The sequence below is a fragment of the Vibrio sp. 2134-1 genome, from assembly GCF_033339495.1.
In genome coordinates this window covers 389,031-414,009 of the sequence record NZ_JAWOUS010000002.1, presented here as the reverse complement: position 1 = coordinate 414,009, position 24,979 = coordinate 389,031, and the positions used below count along the sequence as shown (strand labels likewise).

Genomic DNA, 24,979 nt, shown 5'->3' with positions numbered 1-24,979 from the left:
CAAAATAGCTTTGCTCACCGCGTTTTTACAGTGTTCTTCTCGCTTTCTGATTAAATAGCCAGCCATAGAACACAAACCACATGAAAAGCTGTTCGACTCAAGATATCCTTACCGATATAAAATAACTTGAGTTTTTGGCTTGTTCGAGATCCCACCCGTGACGCATTCCTGTTTATAAACGGTACATGGACTCTGACAGAAGCAAGCCTGCTCATAGAATTGGCGGAAAGTGAATTCGAATGAAGTTTATCCACACCTCAGATTGGCATCTTGGTCGACAATTCCACAACGTATCACTACTCGAAGATCAACAAGCAGTACTCGAACAACTGATTAACTATATTGAACACAACCCCGTCGATGCAGTTGTAGTGGCGGGAGATATCTATGACCGTTCGGTGCCACCAACGGTTGCAATAGAACTGTTAGATCGAGTCGTGAAACGCATTTGTACCGAGTTAGAAACACCAATGATATTGATATCTGGCAACCATGATGGTGCAGAAAGGCTAGGTTTCGGCTCAGAGCAAATGAAAAATGCAGGTCTCCATATTGTTAGCAACTTTGAAGATATGCTCACTCCCATCATCATAAAAACGGACTCTGCGGATGAGGTCGCGTTTTATGGTATGCCTTATAACGACCCTGAACAGGTTAGGTTTGCCTATAAAGCCTCGGTATCCACTCATGATGAGGCTCATCAATTGCTTGTTGAGCAAATTAAAGAGCGCTTTATCTCTAAGCAAAAGCGCGTGCTCGTGAGTCACTGTTTTGTTGATGGGGCCATCGAGTCAGACTCTGAACGACCATTATCTATTGGTGGCTCAGATCGCGTGAGTCATGAACACTTCGTAGATTTTGACTACGTCGCACTTGGTCATTTGCATCAGCCTCAAAAGAAAGGCGCAGAGCATATCCGTTACTCTGGCTCTCTCATGAAGTATAGCTTTGGTGAACAGAACCAGAGAAAAGGTTTCACGTTAGTTGAACTGGACAAGAAAGGATTCGTTTCTGCAAAGCATATTGATCTTACGGCTCCTCATGAAATGCGTATTGTAGAGGGCGAGCTGGATAAAGTTATTGAGCAAGGGAAAACAGACCCCAAGAATGAAGATTATTTGTTAGTTCGTTTGATGGATAAACATGCGATTTTAAACCCAATGGAAAAACTTCGTTCAGTGTATCCAAACGTTTTACACCTTGAGAAACCTGGCATGTTAATTGGGGTAGAGCAGGAAATGGCGCAAGCAAAGTTGGCGCGAAGCGAAATTGATATGTTCCGAGATTTTTTTATTGAGGCGCAAGATAGCCAGTTGTCTAAAGAGCAAGAGCAAGCTGTTACTGACATTATTAAGCAATTATCACAGCAATAGGGACCAAAGATGAAACCAATTAAACTAATCATGCAAGCCTTTGGTCCGTTTGCAAAAACTGAAATCATTGATTTTGAGAAGCTTGGCAGTAACCCTCTATTTTTGATTAATGGTCCTACAGGTTCCGGTAAAACGTCGATCTTAGATGCCATTTGCTTCGCCCTTTATGGTGAAACCACAGGTAATGAGCGACAAGGTATTCAGATGCGGTGTGACTTATCCGCGCAAGATTTACCAACCGAAGTAGTTCTCGAATTTTCGTTACACGGCAAACAATACCGAGTTGTTCGATCCCCTGAGCAGGAAGCGCCCAAGGCCCGTGGTGAAGGGATGACGATTAAAAAGCACACTGCGGCTCTTTATGAACTCGGTGAGACTGAAACGCTTATCACCAGCAAGACGACTCAGGTTAAAACTGAAGTTAGCAATATTATTGGCTTGAATGAAACTCAATTTCGTCAAGTTATGGTGTTGCCTCAAGGAAAATTCCGAGAACTGTTGCTTGCTAGCTCTAAAGAGCGTGAAGAAATTTTTGGCCAGCTCTTTCAAACTGACATATATAAAAAAATTGAGTACGCGCTCAAAGATAAAGCGAGTGCAATTAGTAAAGCGAAAGGCGAATTTGATAATCAAATTCGAGGTGCTTTACAAGTTGCAGAAGCGAGTTCTGAACAAGAACTATTACAACAACTGGAACAAGTAACTAAGCAATTAGAGTCTGATAAAAAGAATGAGCAAGCAGCGTTAGATAAGCTCAATACTGCTAAATCTGAATTGCAAAAAGCGGAAACCTTGAATGGAGAGTTTTCGAAACGAGAGCAAGCAGAAAGCGCACTCAAGCTGCATCTAGAACACTCAGATTCGATAAAAGCTCGTCAACAGCAATTAGAAAACGCTAAAAATGCCAATAAGATAGAGTTGCCCTACATCTCATTACAAAATGCAAAAGCTCAAACGCAAGAGCTTAGGCAAAAAATCGTAGCTTTGAAAGAGAGTCTCGAAAAAGCTCATGTCGTTGCGAGAGAACAAGAAAACTTGCAGCAAAGTGCAAAAGAGGCCGCGGCAAAGGTCCCGCAGTTAACGCAACTGCAGTATCAGCTTGAAAGTATGAAAAACAAGTTGGTCGAGAAAGACAATTTGGAAAGTAAAATAACGGCGGGTTATCAACAAAAACAACAATTTGAAGCAACGTTAAAACAGTACATAGAACTAAAAGATAAGTTAACGTTACAGGCCCAGCAGGGACAGAAGGAGCTAGAGAAAGCACGAGTTGATGTTGCGCTTATTGGCAGCATCGATGCGGAAATAAAACAAAAACAACGGCTGCTACAGGATCTACAAAAGCTGCATGATCTTACTTTAGAGCTCTCTAAACTCAATGCGCTAACTGTAGGTAAGCAGCAGTCACTAAACGAAGCCAGTCAGCGCTATATGCAGTGTCAACAAGACGCTGATACGATAGAGCTTAAGTGGCACAACGCTCAAGCAGCAGTATTAGCGCAGCGACTAAAAGCAGGTGAAGCATGCCCGGTGTGTGGTAGCGAAACGCATCCTAACCCCGCAACGTTTGTTGAAGAAGCCGTTACAAAAGAGCAAGTTCAGGCGGCTAGAGCGAAAGAGCGAGAAGCTCAAACCTTGTTGAACCAACTAAGCAATCAGCTAGAACAACATAACGTTGTCATTAGTCAGTATCAGAATCAGTATAACCAGTTGAAAGAGGAGTTGGGTGAGTATGCTACATCTGAGATCTCGACGGTTCAAAATGATTTGCAAGCGCTTAATGCTCAACTCCTACGTCTACAAGCTATTGATATTGAAAAATTAGAAAGGAACGTTGAACAGCTTAATCAACGCTGCGTCGTGGGTGAAAATAAAATTCATGAGCTGCAGAATCAAATGGCGGCAAATGAATCAACCGTTAAAGCGAACCATGAACAATTGGCTCAATTACAAGCTTTTATTGACCCAAAATACAGTTCCGCTGACTTGCTTGAACGTGAAATTTTGCTGACAAAAGAGCAAATTCTGAGTTTGAACACAGGCTTAGAAAAGGCGCAAAACGCTTTGCAGCAAGCGATATTGGAGAAATCAAATGCGGAAAGTCACTTAGCGACGAACAAGCAGTGGTTATCTGAGTCAGAGCAAAAACTTAGCCAAGCAGAATTAGCGTGGAATGAGGCACTACAGGCGAGTAAATTTGAAGATGAAAGCCATTATCTAAGTAGTCGAGTGGGAGATGATGAACTTCAAGCCTGGCAGCAAGAAATAGACAGCTTCAAACAGGCACAAACCAAGCTTGAGCAAACACTACATGATTTAAATCATGCATTGAAAGATCTTGAAAGGCCTAATTTAGAGTCGTTTAACGACAGGTTAACCACTCTGCAGGCGCAATATATTGAAGTAAGGAATCAACTTGATACCACACGCTCAATATTTGAACGTCTTGAAAAGGTTCGTAAAGATATTGCCGTGTTGCATGAGAAAAATAGTAAGTTAGAAGAAGAATACAAAGTCTTTGGTACGTTGTACGACGTTGCTAGTGGTAAAACAGGCAGCAGGGTTAGCCTACATCGCTTTGTTCTTGGTGTACTGTTGGATGATGTGCTGATTCAGGCCTCTCAACGTTTAAGCCTTATGAGTAAAGGGCGCTATATTCTTGCTCGAAAAACAGAGGGCTTCAAAGGTGCTGCGGGTCGCGGCTTAGATTTAATGGTTGAAGATGGCTACACAGGAAAAACGCGTGATGTTGCGACACTTTCCGGCGGTGAATCATTTATGGCAGCGCTTGCTCTGGCACTTGGTTTGTCGGATGTTGTGCAATCCTATAGTGGCGGTATTCGTTTAGACACTTTATTTATTGATGAGGGCTTCGGTAGTTTAGACCCAGAGTCTTTAGATCTTGCTATTCAAACGCTAGTGGACCTGCAACAGACTGGGCGCATGATCGGTGTTATTTCTCACGTTTCTGAGTTGAAAGAACAAATGGCGCAGAGGATTGATGTAGAACCATCAAGACTTGGTTCAACGGTGTCGATTAAATCTCAATGTCGCTTCGCTGTCTAATTCAGTGACTACTGTTAGATCAAAAAGCCCCTAATGTTGGGGCTTTCTGACTAAGTCGCTACTGTTCGCAAAAGTGGCCTTCTTTTGGCGATTGGGTAATCGCATATTCGCCATCGAGGTTGCGATAAACAATCGTGTTCCAAACAGAGCCATCATCCAATTCAAACTCAATAGCATAGTTGACGCCACTAACGATTTGCGCGTGAACATTCAGTATTTGTTTAAACGACGCTATTGTGTCCATTTTCTTTAAAACAAAGGCCATTGCCTTTTGTGCATCAGGGGTCGCGTTAAACTCATTCCACCCACCTGGCATGTTTCCTTGTGCATTACATACATCTGCCGAGGTCGTTAATTGTGTCGTTTCGCTCGGCTTTTCCTGCTGACAACCTGCAAGTAACACCAAAAGTGCACAAACTGACACTGTTTTTAATTTCATAACAATAACCTCTGTCTATAACGCAACGTATTATAGGAGGGTGATATGCCTACGAATGTCTATGTTGTGCAAAGTTTCTATATGCATAGGGTTAAATGCTGACAAAATATACAAGCATGGTCAGCTTGTAAGTCAAAAATAGAGCAATCTTGTTAACGATTTGCTGAGATGACGAGGTTTCGGTGTTCAGCGCGCTATTGATGATGAAGAATTGTGATGTGTCCCTATTAGGGCGATGGTGCGGCTTAGTGATCGATTTGTTATCTTCTAGAGTAAAATCAATCACTAATTAAAATTTAGGTGTTGTATGAAATCGATAAAAATATTTTTACTTTTGTCACTTGCAACTTTATTTGGTTGTACCTCGAAGCCGGATGGGGTGGAACCCGTGAATAATTTCGATTTAGAGCCATATCTAGGTAAGTGGTACGAAATTGCACGCCTAGACCATTCATTTGAGCGAGGCTTATCCAACGTTACCGCTGAGTATCAGGTTCGCGAGGATGGTGGGGTTAAGGTGATAAACCGTGGATATTCCGAAGAAGAGCGACAGTGGTCAGAAGCTGAAGGCAAAGCTTATTTTGTTGAAGATAAAACGGTTGGACACTTAAAGGTTTCCTTTTTTGGGCCAATATACTCTTCTTACATTGTTTTTGAGCTAGGTGAAAACTATGACTATGCGTTTGTTTCCGGTTACAACCACGACTATTTGTGGCTACTGTCTAGAACGCCTAACGTTGATGAGAAAGTAGTGGAGCGCTTTAAGTACGTAGCTAAAGAGAAAGGTTTCGCTATAGACGAGCTCATTTTTGTTGAACAAGAGAAACAAAGACAGCTTTAAGTTCATCAGCGTGGCTGAAAAAGCGGACAGAGGGGAAGCTTCCTAATTAAGAGCTCAGTTTGTCATTTCGCTTAACAGTAATTTGTTACCGCGTAACTTAATGTGGTCAAAATGGATATAGCCCCATCATTTGTGATTACTCGTGATGGGGCTTATATAAATTTGAGTGAGCGTCGAAAGGTTGATCTATCAACAAACGGTTATGGTTTACTTAATCAAACGAACGATCAGGGAACCTGGTGCTCGAATAGATTCAACATTGTGGCTAAGTACTGTGCCGCTTGTTGGGGCGGTGTAGCGTTTAATCTCAGCGCCAAAGCTGTCGTATTGAATCGCAAGAAGTTGGCCTTGCTCGACAAAATTCATCAAACTGACATGAGGCAGTACAAAGCCGCCGTGTGTCGCTTTCACACTGACGATTTCGTTTCCTTCCAAGCATGACGTAATAGGGTCCATATCACCTTCAACAATGTTATGCTTTTTCAGCACATTAAAAATGCCTGTTACAGTTCGGCTGATAAGTTCTTGCTCGGTGTATCGCCCCATACCTACTTCAACAGTAATACTTGGGACACCATGGTTATTCCAAACCGTTTCAAGGACGCCAGCATCTCCAGGATCATTTAAAATCGCATCAGGATTAATGAGGCGAGCCATTTCTAATGATTGCTCGATTCGGAAATCTGCAAACACGTAAAGTGGATAGGCCGCACCACTGGTTTGAGTGTGAAGGTCAATGGCTAAATCAGCATTTGGCTTGAGCAAATCATTCCACAATGCATATAAGTAACGTTGGGCCTCATTGCCGTTTTGGTCACCAGGAAAAAAGCGGTTTAAGTTTGCAGGAGACGCATCAGGGTCTGCGGAATAGAAATCGCGGCTGTGGTTTAGCATACCTGGCATGTTAATGGTTGGAACAATAGTGACAGTACCAGCGACTTCAGTGCCGATGAGCTCTCGAGCAGTTTTCTGCGCTGCTAACACACCATTGTACTCATCACCATGAACCCCTGCGGTAATCATGATTTTCTTGCCAGGTTTTTCACCTTTGAACACTAGTACAGGTAGGTGTTGCCACTGAGAGAGAGCATTCGTTGCGATGCGAAACCAAAACTTATGCTCGCCCGAATTTAGGTCTGCTACATTGAGAGATTGAATCACTTGATGACCCTGAATCACGTCATCGAGAAATTGTGTTGCCATTAAAGTTACCACTCCAAAACCATAAGCTAATCTAAAACCTTAGCGTCGTCATACCATGAATATTAATAAGGCGAGAACATGTCTCGCCTTAATTACCAATTGGTTTCGTTTTACGCAAAACCCATAATATGAGCTGCGATAACGACGATACTTGATAGGGTAAAGAGTAATAGAATAAATCGCCAGCAGAATTTTGCCCAGTCACCCCAGTCGATACGGCAGACACCAAGCGTTGCCATGAGAGATGCCGAAGTAGGGACGATAACGTTAGTAAAGCCATCGCCAAGTTGGAATGACAAAACTGCGACTTGGCGCGTAACTCCTGCAATGTCTGCCAGAGGGGCCAGTAGAGGCATCGTTAGTGCCGCTTGTCCGGAGCCTGAAGTGACAAAGAAGTTGAAGATAGATTGGAATACATACATTAACCATGCTGCAGCTACGTCAGGAAGCCCACTGATCACGCCGCCAGCACTGTTTAGAATTGAGTTCAGTACACTCGCTTCATCAGTTGTACCACCACCAAGGATCAACAATACCCCTTTTGCACAACCCACTAATAGGGCAGGTGCAAGCATAATAGCTGCACCTTCTTTAAATGCATCAGCTGCGCAGTTTAGCGTCATACCGTTCAGGCGGAAAATCGTACCGATGATCGCGACAACAAAGCCCATAGTGAAAAATTGAGACGCGATTTCTGGGATGTACCATGCGTTAGCGACTACGCCCCAAACGACCCACACCGTGGTCGCAATAACCGTAAGGATAACGAGTGTGTCACCTAGGTTCCAACGAGAATCTTGATTGCCAAGCTCTTGCTGACGGAAATACAGGTCTGTGCGATGGCTGTAAGAAAGTTTAGGATTTGACTTCACACGAGCGGCGTAGATCATTGTGAAAGCGATACCGATTAACGTAAAGCCAGCCCATAACCCCATGCGTACTGTCATGCCGGATAAAACAGGTACACCCGCAATGCCTTGCGCAATAGCGACGGAAAAAGGGTTCATCCAAGAAGTAGCGAAGCCAATTTGAGTCGCAACATAGGTAACCATTACCGTAGTGATACCATCATAACCAAGGCGAACCATAAGCGGCGCGATAATAATCGCAAACGCTACGGCTTCTTCACCCATACCAAATACCGCACCGCCTAGCGAGAACAGCAAAAATAGCACTGGAATGAATAGAGCTTCGTTACCTTTGGTCTTATCGATAAGGCGCAGGATACCGTTATCGATTGTGCCTGTGCGCATTACAACGCCGAAAGCACCGCCGATAACCAACATGAACATAATCACGCCGATTGCGCTGCCCCATTTAGAGCCAGAAACTAGCCCTTCGAAAGGGAAGTTCATTAGACCAATGCCACCACCAGAAGCAAACAGGCCAACCTTGTTGTAAACCAATTCACCGTTTTCGTCGGTTGCATAAGAGAAAGAAGAAGGATCGATAACTGTGCGAGTTTTTTCTGCACCGTCGACCATGTAGGTCACCTGTTGGCTATCAAAATGACCAGCAGGAATTAAGTAGGTAAGAATCGCAGCAAGAATACCAACAATGAAGATCAAAATGAGGGTATCTGGCATCTGCCACGACTTGGGGGTAGCAACCGAGTCTGCTGGTTGCGCATGTGTGTGAGACATAACTTACTTCACGTTAAATTCAATAAAGCATGAAATATCGATAAAATAGAATAAAAAGTCAATATTAATGCTTATGTTGAACTATAAATTCATCAAATATTTGAAGTGAAGTTAATTTGATTGTTTTGTGGTCAAATGTTGGCTTAATGTTTCAATATGCGTTGAGTTTGGATGATTCACGAGCTTTCATAGTACATCTACAGGTGATCTAATCACTTGATTTCTGTCTGTTCTGCATAAAAAGCAGCGACATCACGAAGGTCTTCATCATTTAACATTTTTAACTGTGCTGCCATCATTTCTGCAAGTGGCCCTTTACGCTCACCGGCTTGATAAGATTTCATGGCATTGTAAAGGTACTGAGCATTTTGACCAGCAAGGCTTGGATAGGTGTTGTTCGTTGCGATGCCTGTAACACCGTGACAATAGACACAGCTAGGTGATTTGATTTTACCTTTATCAGCATCACCAAACGGTTCGGCATAGATAGCGGAAGAGAAAATAAAAGAGATTAAAAGTACAAATCTGAGCATGGAAGTTATCTATTCGCTAGAAATCATGCCGATACAATAAAGCTTCCCCTTAGGGGAAGCTCAATGATCAAAATCAAATTAAAGTAGAGATTTTATACTTGATAAGAAAGTGTCGATGTCTTTCGCTGAAATATCTTTATGAGTTACAAAACGAATTGGATTTCCAGGGGTTATCGTGATGTTTTGTTCCTTTAGTTTCGCAGCGATACTTACTATGTCCACTTGAGGATCAAGCTTCGCGAACACGATGTTCGTTTGAACAAATTCAGGGTTGACTGAAAAACCAGGCAGTTCTGCTAAGCCTTCCGCTAAGGTTTTTGCGTTGATGTGATCTTGTTTTAGCTGTTCCACTTGTTCGGTAAGGGCAAGTTTGCCTGCTGCGGCAAGAATACCCGCTTGACGCATACCACCGCCGACCATCTTTCTTAAGCGACGTGCTTTTGCGATGTAGTCTTTGCTACCAAGCAGTAGCGAGCCAACAGGGGCAGCCAGACCTTTCGACAGACAGATCGTCATTGAATCAAAGTACTGACCGATCTCTTTTACCGGAACATCAAGTGCAACGGCTGCGTTAAAAACGCGAGCGCCATCTAGATGCATCTGCAAGTTATGTTTATTCACGAAGTCACGTGCTTCTGCTAAGTAAGACAGAGGCAGTACTTTACCATTAATTGTGTTTTCTAAGCTGAGAAGCTTAGTGCGAGCAAAGTGACAATCATCTGGTTTAATCGCAGCAGCCAGTTTATCAAATGGTAGCGTGCCATCTGGGTTATTTTCGACTGGTTGAGGTTGAATTGATCCCAAAACCGCCGCGCCACCAGCTTCGTATTTGTAGTTATGTGCTTGTTGCCCACATAGATATTCATCTCCCCGCTCGCAATGCGCCATTAAACCGAGCAGATTGGCTTGAGTGCCTGAAGTGGTAAACAAAGCTGCTTCGAAACCAGCAAGCTGCGCAGCAAATTTTTCAAGCTCATTGACCGTAGGGTCATCACCATAAACATCATCCCCAACGGGGGCCTTAAACATGGCTTCTCGCATGGCTTGGGTGGGCTGTGTAACGGTATCTGATCGAAAATCCATGAATGTCTCCTTGGTCAAAGTCCTAAATATATCCGCAAAGGCGCGCTTTGCTTAAGCAAGCGATCGTTTTGGCATCGGTGATCGTGCCATCGACAATCTTTTCTTCGAGTTGCTTGATTGACAAGGTGACGACCTCAATCACTTCGTCTTCATCGCACTCGTAACGGTTCGTTTTGTTAAGCTTTTCGGCAACAAATAGATACTGTATCTCATCACAAAATCCGGCAAGAGGGGTGACTTGGCCGAGAGACGTGAATTTCTCTGCACTAAACCCAGTTTCTTCCTCTAACTCTCTTTTGGCGCAGCAGAGTGGCTCTTCGTTGCCTTCTCTGGTACCAGCAGGAAGTTCCAATAGCCATTTATTAAGTGAAGGCCGAAATTGGTGGACAAGGACAATCTCACCCTCCGCTGTAATAGGGAGAATCACCGCAGCACCCGGATGATGGATTGTGGTGTGCGTAATTGCCTGTCCTGTAGGAAGCATAACGTCTTCTTCAATCAGAGAAATTTGCTTCCATTTATAAATTATCTTGCTCATGCAGTTATGAACCCTAGCTGTTACCGCATTTTTGACGTTTTTCGACATTAACCACAAATGGTGGGAAACAAAAGCAAAAAATACTGCAACACGACGAAAGCGTTTGCACTTTAAGTGAGCAATGTCTCATAAATGGAAACTTTGATTGCTTCGTCAAGAAGCGGAAAAGCATCTGCTATAAGGGGAATTCGACAAAATATATTTGTAACAAAGTTATAACAAGTGTATAAAAATGTTAACGCAATACCACTTCAGTAGCCGGAGAACGTATGACACAAACCTTATTTGCCTCAAATGCCGAAAAAGCGCTTCTCTCAGAACGCATCAATAAATTGGCGAAAGCGTTAACGGATGGCGTTTATGAGCGTGAACATACGATCAAGCTCTGCCTTCTTGCTGCACTTGCTGGTGAAAGTGTTTTTCTTTTAGGTCCCCCTGGTATTGCAAAAAGCTTAATTGCCAAACGACTCATCCAAGCGTTCGATAACAGCAGTTACTTCGAATACCTGATGACGCGCTTCTCAACCCCTGAAGAGGTGTTTGGGCCACTGAGTATCCAAGAGCTAAAAGACAACGGCCGTTATGTTCGCTTAACTAAAGGGTATTTGCCAACTGCACAAGTCGTATTTTTGGATGAAATCTGGAAGGCGGGGCCTGCAATTCTTAACACATTGCTGACAGTGGTTAATGAGAAAACATTCAAAAATGGCAGCGATATCGAGCGTGTGCCAATGCGCCTGTTAGTATCGGCTTCCAATGAATTACCCGATGAAGATAGTGGATTGGATGCGCTCTACGACCGCATGTTGGTGCGTGTGTTTGTGAATCGAATTCAGAATAAACAAAACTTTAAGTCGATGTTGACTGTGGGCACATCGCAAGAGGCACAAGTACCAGAAGGCCTAGCGATAACTGATGAAGAATATCATCAATGGCAACAACAGCTCGACAAATTGACGCTAACCGACAATGCATTCGAAAAGCTTTTCCAGCTTAAAACGATGTTAGAAAGCAAAGTTGAAGCTCAGTTTGGTGATGTGGCCAATACCGACATGTATGTCTCTGACCGCCGCTGGAAGAAAGCCGTGAAGTTGTTAAAAGCGAGCGCGTTTTTTAATGGTCGCGATGAAATAAATCCGCTTGACCTTCTACTGTTGCAAGATTGTTTATGGAACAGTCCTGAATCGCGAGATGTGGTACGTGAAGTGGTTCAAGAGTTCGCCTTAAAACATGCATTTGATCAACAAGACGCGGAGCAGGAAATTGAGTACTGCCGTGAGTCTTTGGTTGATGTTCAACATGAACTTGAAGATGCCTACCGCATGACGTTAACGTCTGAAGCGGCAACGGGTATTTTGCGTAAAGAAACCATGCGCTTTGATACCTCTAAAGCCAAGATGTACAAAGTTGGCGCAGCCGTTAACTTAGTTAAATTGGTTGTCTTGCAAAGCAACATGTCGGTTTCAGAATCAGAAAAAGGTGATAGCCGCTGGGTTTATGTACCCAAAGATGAGTTAGATCGAGTCATTAAAGAGGGAAGCGGTGATGTGTATGGTTACGTCAATCAAAACACCAACATGTGCCGTTTACGATTTGACGTTGACGCGGCGAATAACCTAGTTATCCGTGATATCGCGAACCGAGGCATTCTGGTTAGCCTAGTGACTCAAGAGGGCTTGGATGTAGAGCTCTACCAAAAGTGGTTAACGCAGAGCGAAAAAGCCGTAAATCAGCTTAGTGAGGCAGAACACCATATGCGCAAGGTGAAAGCGAACTTTCATGATGCGCTTCCGCATAGCTTTGTTGATCCTGAATTACCCCGCCTAATGGAGTCGAGTCTGCAACAGGTTAGTCAGAGACTTGAATCAATCCAAGCAGAAAGTGAAAAAGTTATCCAACGCTTTAAAAACTTACATCAGTTTTTCTCATAAGGAGACGACATGCTAGGTGCAGACGGACTTAACCTCGCGCTGATGGTGGCCGACTCCGGCATCATCGATAGCGCAGTTAATGATTTGATGGCGCGTTCACAAGTCATGATGATGGCAGAAAACAGAGGTGTTAAATCTTCGGTCAAAGGTCACTTGTTAAAGTGGCGAGGCAGTGTTAAAAAACGGATCACCAAGGTATGTGAGACAGAGCGTTTCCAACAAGAGCTGTCTTTATATCAAGAGGTTATTCATTGGGATGAAGAGGCGTTTTTTGAAAACATCGAAGATGTGATTAAAAAGCTGGAATGGCACTCTGCGTTTTACATGCAAGCTCGCCGAATGATGGAAAAGAACAAAGGGATGAATAACCCTATGTTCCCACATTACTTTTGTGATCAATGGTACCAAAGCCTCACCGATGCAATAAAACAAGCGCAAGTAAGCGAGCTTGAAGCCAATAAAGAAAAGGTGCTGAATGACCTGTATCAACGTATGGAAACCATGCGTAATATGGATAAAGTCACGGAGTCGGGTGACGCTGAAAGTGTAGGGCGCCTGTGGGATATGGCATCTGCCAAGTTGAGTAAAACAGACTTAACGGTGATGAAACGCCATGCTGAGTTTCTGAAGAAGCACCAAGGCTTGCAAGAAATTGCGGAGCAACTCGGTCGTATGGCGGGGCAAGTAAATGATCCTGAACTAAATCGTGCGCCCACTGAAGAACTTCAATTGGTCGAAGAGAAAAGTGATGAGGCGACGGATGATATTGTCGGTATTCACGAAAGCGATGATCTAAATAAGCTACTTCCCAACGAAACGATGTTTTTGGCGTATCCTGAACTTGAAGTTGTGTTCTATAAACACTTAGTTGATAAACGGCTCATGAACTATCGTACACAAGGCAAATCGCGCACGTTACGTAAAGTTAAAGCTCACCGACCTGACCATAAAGCGGTAGATATCGAAAAAGGCCCCTTCATTGTTTGTGTGGACGCGTCCGGTTCCATGAGTGGCTTTCCTGAGCAATGCGCCAAAGCCATGGCTTATGCTCTGATGCAAATCGCACTAGCGGAGCAACGTGATTGCTATGTCATTATTTTTTCTACGGAACACATTACCTACGAACTAACCAAACAAGATGGTCTGCGCGAGGCGGCGGACTTTCTAACTTATAGCTTCCATGGTGGTACAGACTTAGAGCCAACTTTGATTAAATCTATCGACTTGATGAGCGGTGATAAATATAAAAACGCAGACATGGTAGTCATTTCCGACTTTATCGCGCCAAAACAACAAGACGAGTTACTGGCCAAAGTGGATGCGCTCAAAGCGAAGAAAAACCGTTTTCACGCGATTAGCTTATCGAAATACGGAAATCCTGCATTAATGTCGATGTTTGATCACACTTGGTCTTATCACCCTAATGTTGTGGGAAGATTGCTAAAAAGGGTCAGCAACTATTAAACGCCTTAATGTTTCATGGGACAAAACGAACTGAAAGCGAGATTTATATTGCTTCGTTTTAAGCCAATAAGATCGAACTTTGGTCGAATTGACTTAAAAGAAATCAAACGAACAGAAAATGAAATATTTTTGTTTGACTATCTTCCCTCAATCCGTAAAGTAGCCACCAACGCAACGGGGTAGAGCCCTGAAGCGTAATAAAAAGGCGCCTTGGCAGAGTGGCTATGCAGCGGATTGCAAATCCGTGGACCTCGGTTCGACTCCGGGAGGCGCCTCCATTATTCTTTTGAGAGCAAATGGCTTTCGAGAAAAATGCGACACTAGCTCAGTTGGTAGAGCGCAACCTTGCCAAGGTTGAGGTCACGAGTTCGAACCTCGTGTGTCGCTCCAAATTATTCAGATATGGCCATGGCGGTATCTCGATGCCAAGTGCATCAACTTAAAACCAGCGAAAGCTGGTTTTTTTGTATCTGAAGACTGATAAATTCACACCATCTCTTTTTCATTACCTGTGAGCTTAGCAACACCATCTCTGTCACGAGTTTCTGATATTAAGTGTGACCCGATGTTTCGCACCTCAGCCAATTTCAGTTTACAATACGGGCTTCCAAAGGATTTGACGAAGACGCATGAGAAATACCGACGATTACATCATTTTTTATCACTTGATCGAGCAAGGTTCATTCAGTGCTGCCGCGAGACATATGTCACTGACCAAATCGGTCGTCAGTAAACGCATTGCCAAGCTTGAACAAGAGCTTGGTGTACAGCTTCTCTACCGAACAACGCGAACGCTAACGTTGACTGAAGCAGGACGAGCGTTTTTTACTCATGCAAAAGCGGTTTATCAAGCGGTGGCAACGGCGGAAGAATCCATTGTGGGTTTAGGTAAAAACTTATCTGGACACATTAAAATTTCGGTGCCTACTATCTCTGGTGAATTAATTCTTCCTCAAGTGATTAATGAATTTAATCAGAAATACCCAGACATCAATATCGATATGGATCTAGATAATCGTTTCGTCGATATCGTGAATGAACGTTTTGATTTGGCAATTAGAACGGGTGTGTTGCCAGATTCTAGTCTGATTGCAAGAAAGCTGGTGGATGCGAATTGGATCATTTGCGCGTCACCCCAATACCTAGCTAAACATGGCATACCTAAACAACCTCAAGCCTTGGCTAAACACAATTGTTTAGTCTATTCCTACCAAGAAACCGGAGCGCATGAGTGGGCGTTTAAAGATGGAGACGAGGTATATCAAATCACCGTCGACGGTAATCTCTGTACCAACAATTCTTCTGTATTGAGAAATGTGGCGCTGTTAGGGCAGGGAATCATCTATGTGCCGCGTGTCTTGGTTTATGAAGACTTAAAACAAGGCAGTCTGATTCAGTTATTTAAAGACGAAACCGCCAAATGTTTGGGTATTTATGCGGTGTATCCCTACACTCGTCAGCAACCAGAAAAAATTAAGATCTTTATCGATCATCTATACACAAGCTTTCAAAGTCAAAGCCATCGATTTTAAGCCAATAACTCAACACCGATCGTTATGTTGGTGTTGAGCTTATGTTTCCATCTTCATTTCTAAGAATCCTCTTAAATTTAGGAGCTTACGCTTCTCCTCGTTTTCTTCACTAATATTGATAACAAGATACCCCGCACAACTGTTAACAAATGGTTTTGCTATTGTTTCTTTTAAGAAACGGTCTGTTTCTTACGTTAAATTTCTCAAATGTGAAAGATAAGTGACAGAAAAATAAAGAATTATTTTGTTTGTTGTTTATTGATTACGTATTGCTCGCCCGTCTGACATAGACGCAGAGAAATGGACTGCTTATAGTGGCTCAAACGCCATGCCTGCCGCTAAGCGGTGTTGTGAGCGAAGTACAATAACTAGAGATACGGATATGAAACAAAAGCAGCTGATTGAAGAATTTAAAGCCATCGTTGGGGAAGAAAATGTTCTAACCGACGAGGTTAAAACGAAATATTACCGCTCGGGGTTTCGTTCGGGTAGTGGTAATGCGCTTGCTATCGTGTTTCCTAACACTCTTCTAGAACAATGGAAGATTATTAAACAGTGTGTTGAAGCAAACTGCATCATTATCATGCAGGCGGCTAAAACAGGTTTAACAGAGGGCTCGGCTCCGAGTGGTAATGATTATGATCGCGATGTGGTTGTGATCAATATTACCAAAATCAAGAAGATTCACTTATTAGATGGCGGTAAGCAGGCGGTTTGCTTGCCTGGTGCGAGCTTACACTCTTTGGAGAAAGAGTTGAAGGCAGTGAACCGAGCACCGCATTCTATCATCGGCTCTTCATCGCTAGGTGCCACTGTGGTCGGTGGTATCGCCAATAACTCAGGCGGTGCGCTAGTTAAGCGTGGTCCTGCTTATACGGAACTGGCGATCTATGCGCAGGTCGATAAGCAAGGCCAGTTACATTTGGTGAACCACCTTGGTATTGAAGGATTAGGTGAAACGCCAGAAGAAATTCTAACAAACCTGCAAGAAGGGAACTTTGACCCAGCGAAGATCATTCATGATGAGCGAATGGCATCAGACAAAGAATACGATGAACGTGTTCGAGACGTGACTTCTGACATTCCTTCTCGCTTTAATGCCGATGAACGCCGATTATTTGAAGCCAGTGGCTGTGCTGGAAAGTTGGGTGTTTTTGCCGTTCGGGTTGACAGCTACCCAGTACCCGAAAAAGAGCAGGTTTTTTACCTTGGCACCAATGACCCTGCGAAACTAACGAAGTTGCGAAAAGACTTCTTATCTACGTTTGATAACTTGCCTGAGATGGGAGAATACTTGCATCGAGATATCTTCAACATGGCAGAGAAGTACGGCAAGGATGTGTTCTTATCCATCGACTTGTTAGGCACAGATAAGCTGCCAAAAATGTTCGCACTTAAAGCTAAGGTAGAAAACTTCTTAGAGCGCATCCCGTTTGTCAGTAAATATCTGCCAGACACCATTTTGTACTACGCGAGCAAGTTGTTCCCACAACACTTACCAGAGCGAATGCTGGATTTCCGTGACAAGTATGAGCATCACCTGGTATTGAAAATGAGTGATGGTGGTATTGCTGAAGCACAAAAATACCTCAAAGAAGTTTGGGCTGTTGAAGACGACTGTGATTTCTTCGAGTGTACGCCGGAAGAGGGTAAAAAAGCTTATTTACATCGCTTTGCAGCAGCAGGTGCAGCAATTCGTTACGAGACGATTCACCGAAAAGACGTAGAAGACATCGTTGCACTTGATATTGCATTGCGACGTAATGATGAAGAGTGGCTAGAAACTTTGCCTGAAGAGGTAAGTAAGAACCTTGTTCAAGCGCTCTATTATGGTCACTTTATGTGTTACGTCTTCCATCAAGATTACATTTTCAAAAAAGGGACTGACACGAAGTTGATGAAAAAGCTGATGCTAGAGCACCTCAATAGCCGTGGTGCCAAATACCCAGCAGAACATAACGTGGGTCACTTGTATGAAGCCGAAAACTCGTTGCAGAAGTTTTACCACGAATTAGACCCAACCAATACCTTTAACCCTGGTATTGGTAAAATGGACAAATATAAGCGCAATTGTAACTGCTGTGCGTAATGTGCTGTCTCTCCATGATTAATAATCGTTGTTCATCGTTAAAATGATGGGCATAAGATAAGCCCTGATGACACTTGTGACATCAGGGCTTTGTGTTTTGGGTCTTTTTATTGATGACTGGTATCGGCGTTGAAACAGCGACTAAAGAGCACGTACTGCGGCGGCGGCGATGATGCCTGCTGCAATTGCGGGTAGAGGCTTTTTCACGATGAACATGACAACGGCAGTAGAAAACAGTGCTGCTCTAGCACCATTATCACCCTCTACTGCTAGCGGAGCTAAAAGGGCAACCAGTACGGAGCCTGACATTGCAGTAATGAAACGTTGAACCCGTTCGCTAATTGGAATGAATGACATAACATACACTCCGCCCCAGCGGGTTATGAGCGTGACTAGCGCCATAGCGATGATGATAAGCAGTGTGCCACCTAAGGTTGTTTCGATGTTCATGCTTTCTTCTCCTTCCAACAAGCACCCAAGACTCCGCCAGTAATGGCGCCAACCACTACGTGGCTATTCTCTGGCAAATACCAATACGCCAACATAGAAGAGGCTGCTGCTATGGCCCAAACTGCAAAGATTCTTAAGTCTTTCGGCCCAGCCACCACCATAGACAGCAGGAAGCATCCCATAACCATATCGAGCCCGAGGCCCACCGGATCTTTGATTGCGCTACCAAAATAAATGCCGATCCAGGTGCCCACAATCCAAAAAGACCACATCGCTAAGCCGCCACCAACAAGCAAGCCAAAGCCTGGTTCTTTTCTACCAAATGCATTGAGTGCCATTGCCCAGTTAGCGTCTGATGCTACCAGCATTACACCGTAACGTTTTGTTGGTGGGAGTTGTCGTAACCATGGATAAAGTGTGGCTCCCATCAAGAGGTGACGAGCATTAATAGCAAATACAGTAATAAGAACTGGAATGAGAGGGACTTCTGCTCCCCACATTTCTAACGTGGCAAATTGTGAAGCACCGGCGAAGACCAGTGTGCTCATCAACATAGTGGGAAATACATCTAGTCCAGTCTGTACCGCAGCAACACCGAAAGCGAGGCCAAATATGACCACGAACATAGAGAGGGGTAAAAGTTGGGTGAAGCCGTTCCAGACGTCAAGCCGATTAAATTCGTGCAACTCAGTGGAGGAGCGTTGAAGATGTTGAGTATTTTCTGTCATAGAGATACCTAGCTAGCAGGCAAAGGGGCAGTGCCATACGAGTGTGTTTGTTATTCTTTTGTAAACTTCATGTTTAACATCAATTGGAGGGGCTTTCAAACACTAAGTGCTATATAAAAATGAGCCATCCAAGCGGCTTTAAGAAACAGAGTGTAGAGAGTCGCACTTGGTAGTGCTAAAGGAGAGTAAAACAACAGAAATAGTAAGCTCTGTTCAATTGATAACATCACGAGCTAGTACAGATTAGTAAATAAGAAAGAAAGCGAGCACGAGGCTCGCTTTTTCGCTCTGTTACGAATAACTGAGTAGGTTTATTTTACGTAGACACGAGGGTTCGCGCTTCCCCAAACCGTGTATAGTTCAGGGAAGATGACTTCTGCGTGTTTTTCCATCTCAGCAGCTGAAATCGTTTTGCCTTGTTGGGAGCCAAACAAAACAACTTCAGAACCAGGCTCAACATCTTTGATACCTGTAACATCTACCATTGTGGTGTTCATTGAAGCAACGCCCGCAACTTTTGCACGTTGGCCATTGATCAGAACTTCTGCTGTATTCCCCATTTTTCGTGGATAACCATCAGAGTAACCAACAGGAATGTTCGCCATTAAGCTTTCTTTGCTTGTTGTGTAGCTGCTGTCGTAACCGACTGTGCTATTTTTTGGCAGGTGGTGAACGGATGCCACGCGTGTTTTGAAAGACACGATAGAAGGGTACTCAGGGTTAGTCGGTAAGTCTCCGTATAAAACGCCACCAGGGCGAACCATATCAAGCTGCGCCTCTGGAACATTAAGCGCGGTGTAAGAGTTTGCTACGTGCAGTAAAATGTTGTCGCGTTTTAGATTCGCTTCTTTAATCAGCCATGCAGAACTGTCTTTGAATGAAGCTAACTTTTGGCGCACGTCGTCTGCATTGTAGTTAGGGAAATGAGTCATGATACCAACAATATTAACGCCAGCTTGTTGAGCGATTTCTAGCGCTTCTTTCTTGCCCGCTTCTGTCGTCATATCAACACCATTACGTCCCATACCACCGTCGTTCAGAGCAAGGTGAACTTTGATTTCTTTACCAGCTTTCTCGGCTAGTTTAGACAGTGCTTTAGCTTGCTCTGCTGTGCCTATCAACTCTTCGACATTTAGGTCGATTGCGGCTTCAATCTCGCCAATATCCGCTGAGCGTACACGCATAAGTTGGCCTTTAAAGCCACTGTCGCGAACAGTTTGTGCTTCGGCGTTACTTGCAACGGCAACGCAAGGAATTTGTTGCTCGATAATAGTCGGCATCAGGCCTGCGATACCATTGCCGTATGCGTCGGCTTTCATCACGGCACAAATTTTCGTTTTGCCATCCATGTGCGATTTAAACTGCTCAATATTATCGCGGAACTGACCTAAGTTTATTTCTAGCCAAGCGTTAGCACCTTGAACTTGCTCTGCTTTTGCTGCTGTATTGCTAATTTGAAGAGGAGCAGCAGTAGCTTGCATTACAGGAACCGCGATTGCAGCAGCGATAGTCAGTGATAGTAAGGTTTTATTTAAGCGCATAAAGTCTCCGTACGCGTTTTTTGTATTGGTTATGTTATTGAGTACTTGGGGAAAGTACCTGACGAAGTAAAACGCTCCAAGTGGTGCTTTGGAGCGTTTATTAAGATAGTGATTTAATATATACCTAAATATACCTCAGTGATGACATTCAATTTAAGCAAATCGGGATTGATTTGATATCTACTAAGGTACCCACTGAGTTTAACTCAGTTTAAAGCGGCTCATTACATCTTTAAGAGAAATGGATAGCTGGCTTAGTTCGCGGCACGCCTGTGCGGTTTGCTCCGAGCCTTGCGAGACCTCTTGAGATGCTAAATGTATGTTTTCAATGCTGCGGTTAAGCTCTTCCGCAACAGAGTCTTGCTGGTTACAAGCCGTGGCGATTTGGGTACCCATGTCTGAGATGTCCGAAATCGAATGCTCAATGTCGCTCATCAGCTGTTTTGATTGAATGCCTTGTTCTGCACATTCTGAAATACTGGTTCTAGAAAGTTCAGTGGCTGATTTTGCGTCTTTTGCAAGTGATTGTAGCTGCTCAATGATCGAAGTGATTTCACTCGTTGAATCTTGCGTACGGCCGGCAAGCGTTCGAACTTCGTCTGCAACGACGGCAAAGCCACGACCAGACTCACCAGCACGCGCCGCTTCAATGGCTGCATTAAGTGCAAGTAGGTTGGTTTGATCGGCAATGTCGCGGATAACATCCACGATCACGTTAATTTTATTCGATTGCTGTTCAAGCTCTGCTACGGTATCGCCTGCAGCGCCAATTACGTTGGAAACTTCTTGAATCGCGTCAACCATACCTTGGGTTTCACGAACACCGTGTTGTGTGCGTCGGTTTGCTTCGTTAGCTTGGTTCGCTGAGTCTTCAGTGTTACGAGCAACATCGGCTACGGCCGCTTTCATTTCTGTCATTGCTGTTGCGATGTGCGTAATTTGCAGCTGTTGATCTTTCATACCAGACGCAGAAATATCGGAGATTTGGTTCATCTCTTCGACAGCGCTGCTTAACTGAGTAACTGCAGCAATCACGTTATCGATAACTTGGCGTAAGTCATCTTGCATCTTAGTGGTCGCGTCTGCCAGTTCACCAAGCTCGTCATTGCCGATTGCTTTACGGTCAATGTCACTTGATAGATCACCTGTCGCGATGGCATTTGCTTGCTCAACAACAAGTTTAAGTGGGCCACAAATTAGGCGAGTCAGCACGTATGTCATGCCTACCATGATCAGTAGAATAATCACGTTACTTGCAATTGAAGAATTACTCAATCCATTTACAGAGGACAGGATATGAGTTTTGTTGCTATCCATAGCTTCTTTAAGGAGACGGATTAGTTCGCCTAACTCTGAGTCAACCGCTTCGAAAGCAGACAAAGAGTTCGCCAAAATAGGGTGGGCCTTGCTTTTGTCGTTAGCTAGCATCGCTTCATTGTACTGGTCCATAGTATCCAAGTACTTTTTCCACTGACGCATAAGACGCTGGTAAGTTTGCTGCTCTTCGCCAGGCCAGATAGTTTCACCGTAAGCGTTGAGCTCTCTAGTGATCTTTTCGCGTTCTCTAATATTGTTAGAAATTTTAGTTTTGACTTGGTCTGCGTCTTCATAAGTGTACGCAGCAAACTGAGCTCGGCGCCAGCGAGACAAGTGATCTCGAATCGAATCGACCCTTTCCATTGCAGGAAGCGTATCGTCGGTATAGTTTAAAAGCTCAGATTTGATGCTTTTGAGCTCTGTAGATAAAAATACGCCAAATGCAATGTTGACGATGGCAATGAGTAAAAACGATAGCGATATCTTTTTCGCTATAGAAAGATTCTTGATAGACATTAGTGATATACCTTGTTTTTCTTATGTTGTGTCGCCAAAGTAAACCACATCCTTATATGTGATATATGTCCATTAAATTACTGCAACTCGTGTAACGTACCATTATTTATTGATATTTTCGATAATGAATTGAGCTTTGTTTGAAAATAAAAAAAGTCAATGATTTTATAAAGGTACGACCACATTCGATATAAAGTTATCGGTAACAAAATATGATGTTCTGTACGCAGTCGTGCCAAGAGTAGGGAATCAAATTGTTACAGATGTTACAGCGGTGAAAAGATCAGCGTTCATAACGTGATAGTCGCGTGTTTACCTCGAAGCAGTTTCGGGCACTAGTATGCGTATGACTTTATAGCTAATGAAAGGGAACGGGTGCTTATTGGTCTAATTGAATGCCAAATATACTAGGCAGATCGCTTTTTAAGCACTTAAATCAAAAAGATAAAATTTATTGTTGACCAGATAAATTAATCCGTTAAAGTACGCCTCGTTCTCACGGCAAAGGTCGCTGAGACAGATGGTGTCTAACCCATCGCATGATTGCGTTGCCCTGGTGGTGGAATTGGTAGACACAAGGGATTTAAAATCCCTCGGCGTTCGCGCTGTGCCGGTTCAAGTCCGGCCCGGGGCACCATCAAAACCTTTGGTGACAGAGATACAAAATCAGAAAGGCGCCTTGGCAGAGTGGCTATGCAGCGGATTGCAAATCCGTGGACCTCGGTTCGACTCCGGGAGGCGCCTCCACTATTTCGAAAGCCAGTCTTAAATGACTGGCTTTTTTCGTTTTTAGTCTGCCTTTCCGTAATCCTTTGCGCTTTCCTAAAGTCTCCCATGTTTTGATCACCATTCAATATTTTTAACGCGCTAATCATTGATTTTATAAATGTTAGACAACTCAATAATTGTATAGTGTGATTGGTGATAGTTTCTCTTCGATTGTAATCCGAACTTTTTGTATTACAGGCAGCAACCTAGCTAGCGTCATAGTTAGCATCGCTTGGTGCGTATATGCAGAAAGGAGGATTCTAGTCCTTAACGTGAGAGAAAAATAATGAAAACATTCAACCTTAAACCTACACTTTTACCCTTAACTTTGCTGCTCAGTTCGCCTGTAATGGCGGCACAAAATGGCACCATGATGCAGTACTTCCATTGGTATGTGCCAAATGACGGTGCACTCTGGACACAAGTTGAAAACAACGCGCCGGCACTATCGGACAACGGCTTCACCGCGTTATGGCTACCGCCCGCCTATAAAGGTGCTGGTGGCAGCAACGACGTCGGTTATGGCGTTTACGATATGTATGATTTGGGAGAGTTTGATCAAAAAGGTTCGGTGCGCACCAAGTATGGCACCAAAGATCAGTACCTAAGCGCCATCAATACTGCCCATAAAAACAATATCCAGATTTATGGCGATGTGGTGTTCAACCATCGCGGCGGTGCGGATGGTAAATCCTGGGTCGACACCAAGCGAGTCGATTGGAACAACCGAAATATTGAACTTGGTGATAAATGGATTGAAGCGTGGGTAGAGTTTGATTTCCCTGGGCGCAACGATAAGTACTCAAACTTTCATTGGACGTGGTACCACTTTGATGGCGTGGACTGGGACGATGCTGGCGAAGAAAAAGCTATCTTCAAATTCAAAGGCGAGGGTAAGGCATGGGATTGGGAAGTGAGCTCGGAAAAAGGCAACTACGATTACCTTATGTACGCTGACCTAGACATGGATCACCCTGAAGTGAAGCAAGAGCTGAAAGACTGGGGTGAGTGGTATATCAACATGACTGGTGTTGATGGGTTTAGAATGGACGCGGTGAAGCACATCAAATATCAATACCTGCAAGAATGGATTGATCACCTACGTTGGAAAACAGGGAAAGAACTTTTCACGGTCGGAGAGTACTGGAACTACGATGTGAATCAGCTGCATAACTTTATCACCAAAACTTCTGGCAGCATGTCTCTATTCGACGCACCGTTACATATGAACTTCTACAATGCGTCTAAATCGGGTGGTAGCTACGATATGCGTCAAATCATGGATGGTACGCTGATGAAGGACAATCCAGTCAAAGCGGTAACCTTAGTAGAAAACCATGATACTCAACCTTTGCAGGCTTTGGAGTCGACGGTTGATTGGTGGTTTAAGCCGCTCGCTTACGCATTTATCTTATTGCGTGAAGAAGGTTATCCATCCGTGTTTTATGCAGATTACTACGGCGCGCAGTACAGTGATAAAGGGCATGACATCAATATGGTCAAAGTGCCTTACATTAAAGAGCTAGTAACATTGCGTAAAGATTATGCGTATGGCAAACAACATTCTTATCTCGACCACTGGGATGTAATTGGTTGGACTCGAGAAGGTGATGCAGAGCATCCACATTCAATGGCCGTGATCATGAGCGATGGACCAGGCGGCTCGAAGTGGATGTATACGGGTAAACCAAGTGCTCGCTACGTAGACAAGTTGGGTATCCGAACTGAAGAAGTTTGGACTGATGCGAATGGTTGGGCTGAGTTCCCAGTAAACGGCGGATCTGTCTCGGTTTGGGTTGGCGTTGAATGATCCATTCCTGTGATTTTGATACAGAGTAGGCAATTCTTAATAAAACTTTTCAATGAATCAATGTGTTGTTTGATATTCATTCTGCAAATGAGTAACTTATATTTGAGCATAATC

18 protein-coding genes and 4 tRNA genes are annotated in these 24,979 nt (G+C 43.8%); 12 read left to right on the top strand and 10 right to left on the bottom strand.

Annotated features, from left to right (window positions below; genetic code table 11):
* The first annotated feature begins 239 nt into the window (after nucleotides 1-239).
* Both R7R78_RS04240 and R7R78_RS04235 read left to right on the top strand, forming a co-directional pair.
* Nucleotides 240-1,373 carry an exonuclease SbcCD subunit D gene (locus tag R7R78_RS04240; RefSeq protein WP_225473117.1) on the top strand — a complete coding sequence of 378 codons (1,134 nt, stop codon included), beginning with the start codon at nucleotides 240-242 and terminating at the stop codon, nucleotides 1,371-1,373.
* A gap of 9 nt (nucleotides 1,374-1,382) precedes the next feature.
* On the top strand, nucleotides 1,383-4,439 hold the full coding sequence (locus R7R78_RS04235) for an AAA family ATPase (RefSeq protein ID WP_225473116.1): 3,057 nt from the start codon (nucleotides 1,383-1,385) through the stop codon (nucleotides 4,437-4,439).
* A 58-nt stretch (nucleotides 4,440-4,497) separates the two neighbouring features.
* On the opposite strand, the gene R7R78_RS04230 is transcribed toward R7R78_RS04235, so the two are convergent.
* Nucleotides 4,498-4,878, bottom strand: coding sequence for a cystatin domain-containing protein (locus tag R7R78_RS04230; protein ID WP_005387498.1), 381 nt, complete (start codon nucleotides 4,876-4,878; stop codon nucleotides 4,498-4,500).
* 307 nt (nucleotides 4,879-5,185) lie between these two features.
* On the opposite strand from R7R78_RS04230, the gene R7R78_RS04225 reads away from it, so the two are divergent.
* Nucleotides 5,186-5,719, top strand: coding sequence for a lipocalin family protein (locus R7R78_RS04225; protein WP_017820207.1), 534 nt, complete (start codon nucleotides 5,186-5,188; stop codon nucleotides 5,717-5,719).
* A 207-nt stretch (nucleotides 5,720-5,926) separates the two neighbouring features.
* Here the strand turns inward: R7R78_RS04225 and R7R78_RS04220 are convergent, their stop codons facing one another.
* The 5 genes from R7R78_RS04220 to R7R78_RS04200 all read right to left on the bottom strand — a co-directional run bounded on the left by R7R78_RS04220 (nucleotide 5,927) and on the right by R7R78_RS04200 (nucleotide 10,719).
* The gene (locus R7R78_RS04220) at nucleotides 5,927-6,922 is read right to left on the bottom strand and encodes a succinylglutamate desuccinylase/aspartoacylase family protein (protein ID WP_054574303.1); all 996 of its coding nucleotides are present in this window, start codon (nucleotides 6,920-6,922) and stop codon (nucleotides 5,927-5,929) included.
* A gap of 110 nt (nucleotides 6,923-7,032) precedes the next feature.
* The gene (gene yfcC / locus R7R78_RS04215; RefSeq protein ID WP_213877391.1) at nucleotides 7,033-8,565 is read right to left on the bottom strand and encodes a putative basic amino acid antiporter YfcC; all 1,533 of its coding nucleotides are present in this window, start codon (nucleotides 8,563-8,565) and stop codon (nucleotides 7,033-7,035) included.
* A gap of 212 nt (nucleotides 8,566-8,777) precedes the next feature.
* Nucleotides 8,778-9,098, bottom strand: coding sequence for a c-type cytochrome (locus R7R78_RS04210; RefSeq protein WP_149192240.1), 321 nt, complete (start codon nucleotides 9,096-9,098; stop codon nucleotides 8,778-8,780).
* Between the two features lie 78 nt (nucleotides 9,099-9,176).
* Nucleotides 9,177-10,181 carry a low-specificity L-threonine aldolase gene (gene ltaE, locus R7R78_RS04205; protein WP_005375978.1) on the bottom strand — a complete coding sequence of 335 codons (1,005 nt, stop codon included), beginning with the start codon at nucleotides 10,179-10,181 and terminating at the stop codon, nucleotides 9,177-9,179.
* A 22-nt stretch (nucleotides 10,182-10,203) separates the two neighbouring features.
* Complete coding sequence (locus R7R78_RS04200) at nucleotides 10,204-10,719, bottom strand: NUDIX hydrolase (RefSeq protein WP_213969379.1); 516 nt, start codon at nucleotides 10,717-10,719, stop codon at nucleotides 10,204-10,206.
* A 269-nt stretch (nucleotides 10,720-10,988) separates the two neighbouring features.
* Here R7R78_RS04200 and R7R78_RS04195 point away from each other — a divergent pair, with 269 nt between their 5' ends.
* From R7R78_RS04195 to dld, 6 genes are all read left to right on the top strand, one after another.
* Nucleotides 10,989-12,650: an ATPase RavA domain-containing protein gene (locus R7R78_RS04195; RefSeq protein WP_053303672.1), complete on the top strand. Its 1,662-nt coding sequence runs from the start codon at nucleotides 10,989-10,991 to the stop codon at nucleotides 12,648-12,650.
* Nucleotides 12,651-12,659: 9 nt separating this feature from the next.
* Entirely contained in the window at nucleotides 12,660-14,114 is a 1,455-nt protein-coding gene (gene viaA, locus R7R78_RS04190; RefSeq protein WP_033907023.1) for an ATPase RavA stimulator ViaA, read from the top strand.
* Nucleotides 14,115-14,318: 204 nt separating this feature from the next.
* A tRNA-Cys gene (locus R7R78_RS04185) sits at nucleotides 14,319-14,392 on the top strand.
* A gap of 36 nt (nucleotides 14,393-14,428) precedes the next feature.
* A tRNA-Gly gene (locus R7R78_RS04180) sits at nucleotides 14,429-14,504 on the top strand.
* 239 nt (nucleotides 14,505-14,743) lie between these two features.
* Nucleotides 14,744-15,646, top strand: coding sequence for a LysR family transcriptional regulator (locus R7R78_RS04175; RefSeq protein WP_225473115.1), 903 nt, complete (start codon nucleotides 14,744-14,746; stop codon nucleotides 15,644-15,646).
* Nucleotides 15,647-16,028: 382 nt separating this feature from the next.
* A complete protein-coding gene (gene dld, locus R7R78_RS04170) occupies nucleotides 16,029-17,735 on the top strand; it encodes a D-lactate dehydrogenase (RefSeq protein WP_033907024.1) in 1,707 nt (568 codons plus the stop codon).
* Between the two features lie 141 nt (nucleotides 17,736-17,876).
* Here dld and R7R78_RS04165 read toward each other — a convergent pair whose 3' ends face one another.
* From R7R78_RS04165 to R7R78_RS04150, 4 genes are all read right to left on the bottom strand, one after another.
* Nucleotides 17,877-18,185 (bottom strand): AzlD family protein, encoded by a 309-nt coding sequence (locus R7R78_RS04165; RefSeq protein ID WP_017820198.1) that lies wholly within the window; start codon nucleotides 18,183-18,185, stop codon nucleotides 17,877-17,879.
* Entirely contained in the window at nucleotides 18,182-18,913 is a 732-nt protein-coding gene (locus R7R78_RS04160; RefSeq protein ID WP_225473113.1) for an AzlC family ABC transporter permease, read from the bottom strand. The genes R7R78_RS04165 and R7R78_RS04160 overlap by 4 nt, the downstream gene beginning before the upstream one ends.
* A gap of 311 nt (nucleotides 18,914-19,224) precedes the next feature.
* Complete coding sequence (gene alr, locus R7R78_RS04155) at nucleotides 19,225-20,454, bottom strand: alanine racemase (RefSeq protein WP_033907027.1); 1,230 nt, start codon at nucleotides 20,452-20,454, stop codon at nucleotides 19,225-19,227.
* Between the two features lie 201 nt (nucleotides 20,455-20,655).
* Entirely contained in the window at nucleotides 20,656-22,287 is a 1,632-nt protein-coding gene (locus tag R7R78_RS04150; protein WP_053303666.1) for a methyl-accepting chemotaxis protein, read from the bottom strand.
* A gap of 550 nt (nucleotides 22,288-22,837) precedes the next feature.
* Here R7R78_RS04150 and R7R78_RS04145 point away from each other — a divergent pair.
* The 3 genes from R7R78_RS04145 (at nucleotide 22,838) to amyS (ending at nucleotide 24,865) form a co-directional block, all read left to right on the top strand.
* Nucleotides 22,838-22,924: transfer RNA gene (locus R7R78_RS04145), tRNA-Leu, on the top strand.
* A gap of 36 nt (nucleotides 22,925-22,960) precedes the next feature.
* Nucleotides 22,961-23,034 (top strand) — tRNA-Cys (locus tag R7R78_RS04140).
* A gap of 307 nt (nucleotides 23,035-23,341) precedes the next feature.
* Nucleotides 23,342-24,865 carry an alpha-amylase gene (amyS, locus tag R7R78_RS04135; protein ID WP_225473111.1) on the top strand — a complete coding sequence of 508 codons (1,524 nt, stop codon included), beginning with the start codon at nucleotides 23,342-23,344 and terminating at the stop codon, nucleotides 24,863-24,865.
* Nucleotides 24,866-24,979 lie beyond the last annotated feature (114 nt).

Coding starts and splice junctions, on each gene's coding strand:
- R7R78_RS04225 (WP_017820207.1), top strand. CDS start 5,186: ATGAAATCGATAAAAATATTTTTACTTTTGTCACTTGCAACTTTATTT.
- alr (WP_033907027.1), bottom strand. CDS start 20,454: ATGCGCTTAAATAAAACCTTACTATCACTGACTATCGCTGCTGCAATC.
- R7R78_RS04175 (WP_225473115.1), top strand. CDS start 14,744: ATGAGAAATACCGACGATTACATCATTTTTTATCACTTGATCGAGCAA.
- viaA (WP_033907023.1), top strand. CDS start 12,660: ATGCTAGGTGCAGACGGACTTAACCTCGCGCTGATGGTGGCCGACTCC.
- R7R78_RS04195 (WP_053303672.1), top strand. CDS start 10,989: ATGACACAAACCTTATTTGCCTCAAATGCCGAAAAAGCGCTTCTCTCA.
- R7R78_RS04150 (WP_053303666.1), bottom strand. CDS start 22,287: ATGTCTATCAAGAATCTTTCTATAGCGAAAAAGATATCGCTATCGTTT.
- yfcC (WP_213877391.1), bottom strand. CDS start 8,565: ATGTCTCACACACATGCGCAACCAGCAGACTCGGTTGCTACCCCCAAG.
- R7R78_RS04160 (WP_225473113.1), bottom strand. CDS start 18,913: ATGACAGAAAATACTCAACATCTTCAACGCTCCTCCACTGAGTTGCAC.
- R7R78_RS04200 (WP_213969379.1), bottom strand. CDS start 10,719: ATGAGCAAGATAATTTATAAATGGAAGCAAATTTCTCTGATTGAAGAA.
- R7R78_RS04165 (WP_017820198.1), bottom strand. CDS start 18,185: ATGAACATCGAAACAACCTTAGGTGGCACACTGCTTATCATCATCGCT.
- R7R78_RS04235 (WP_225473116.1), top strand. CDS start 1,383: ATGAAACCAATTAAACTAATCATGCAAGCCTTTGGTCCGTTTGCAAAA.
- dld (WP_033907024.1), top strand. CDS start 16,029: ATGAAACAAAAGCAGCTGATTGAAGAATTTAAAGCCATCGTTGGGGAA.
- amyS (WP_225473111.1), top strand. CDS start 23,342: ATGAAAACATTCAACCTTAAACCTACACTTTTACCCTTAACTTTGCTG.
- R7R78_RS04240 (WP_225473117.1), top strand. CDS start 240: ATGAAGTTTATCCACACCTCAGATTGGCATCTTGGTCGACAATTCCAC.
- ltaE (WP_005375978.1), bottom strand. CDS start 10,181: ATGGATTTTCGATCAGATACCGTTACACAGCCCACCCAAGCCATGCGA.
- R7R78_RS04230 (WP_005387498.1), bottom strand. CDS start 4,878: ATGAAATTAAAAACAGTGTCAGTTTGTGCACTTTTGGTGTTACTTGCA.
- R7R78_RS04210 (WP_149192240.1), bottom strand. CDS start 9,098: ATGCTCAGATTTGTACTTTTAATCTCTTTTATTTTCTCTTCCGCTATC.
- R7R78_RS04220 (WP_054574303.1), bottom strand. CDS start 6,922: ATGGCAACACAATTTCTCGATGACGTGATTCAGGGTCATCAAGTGATT.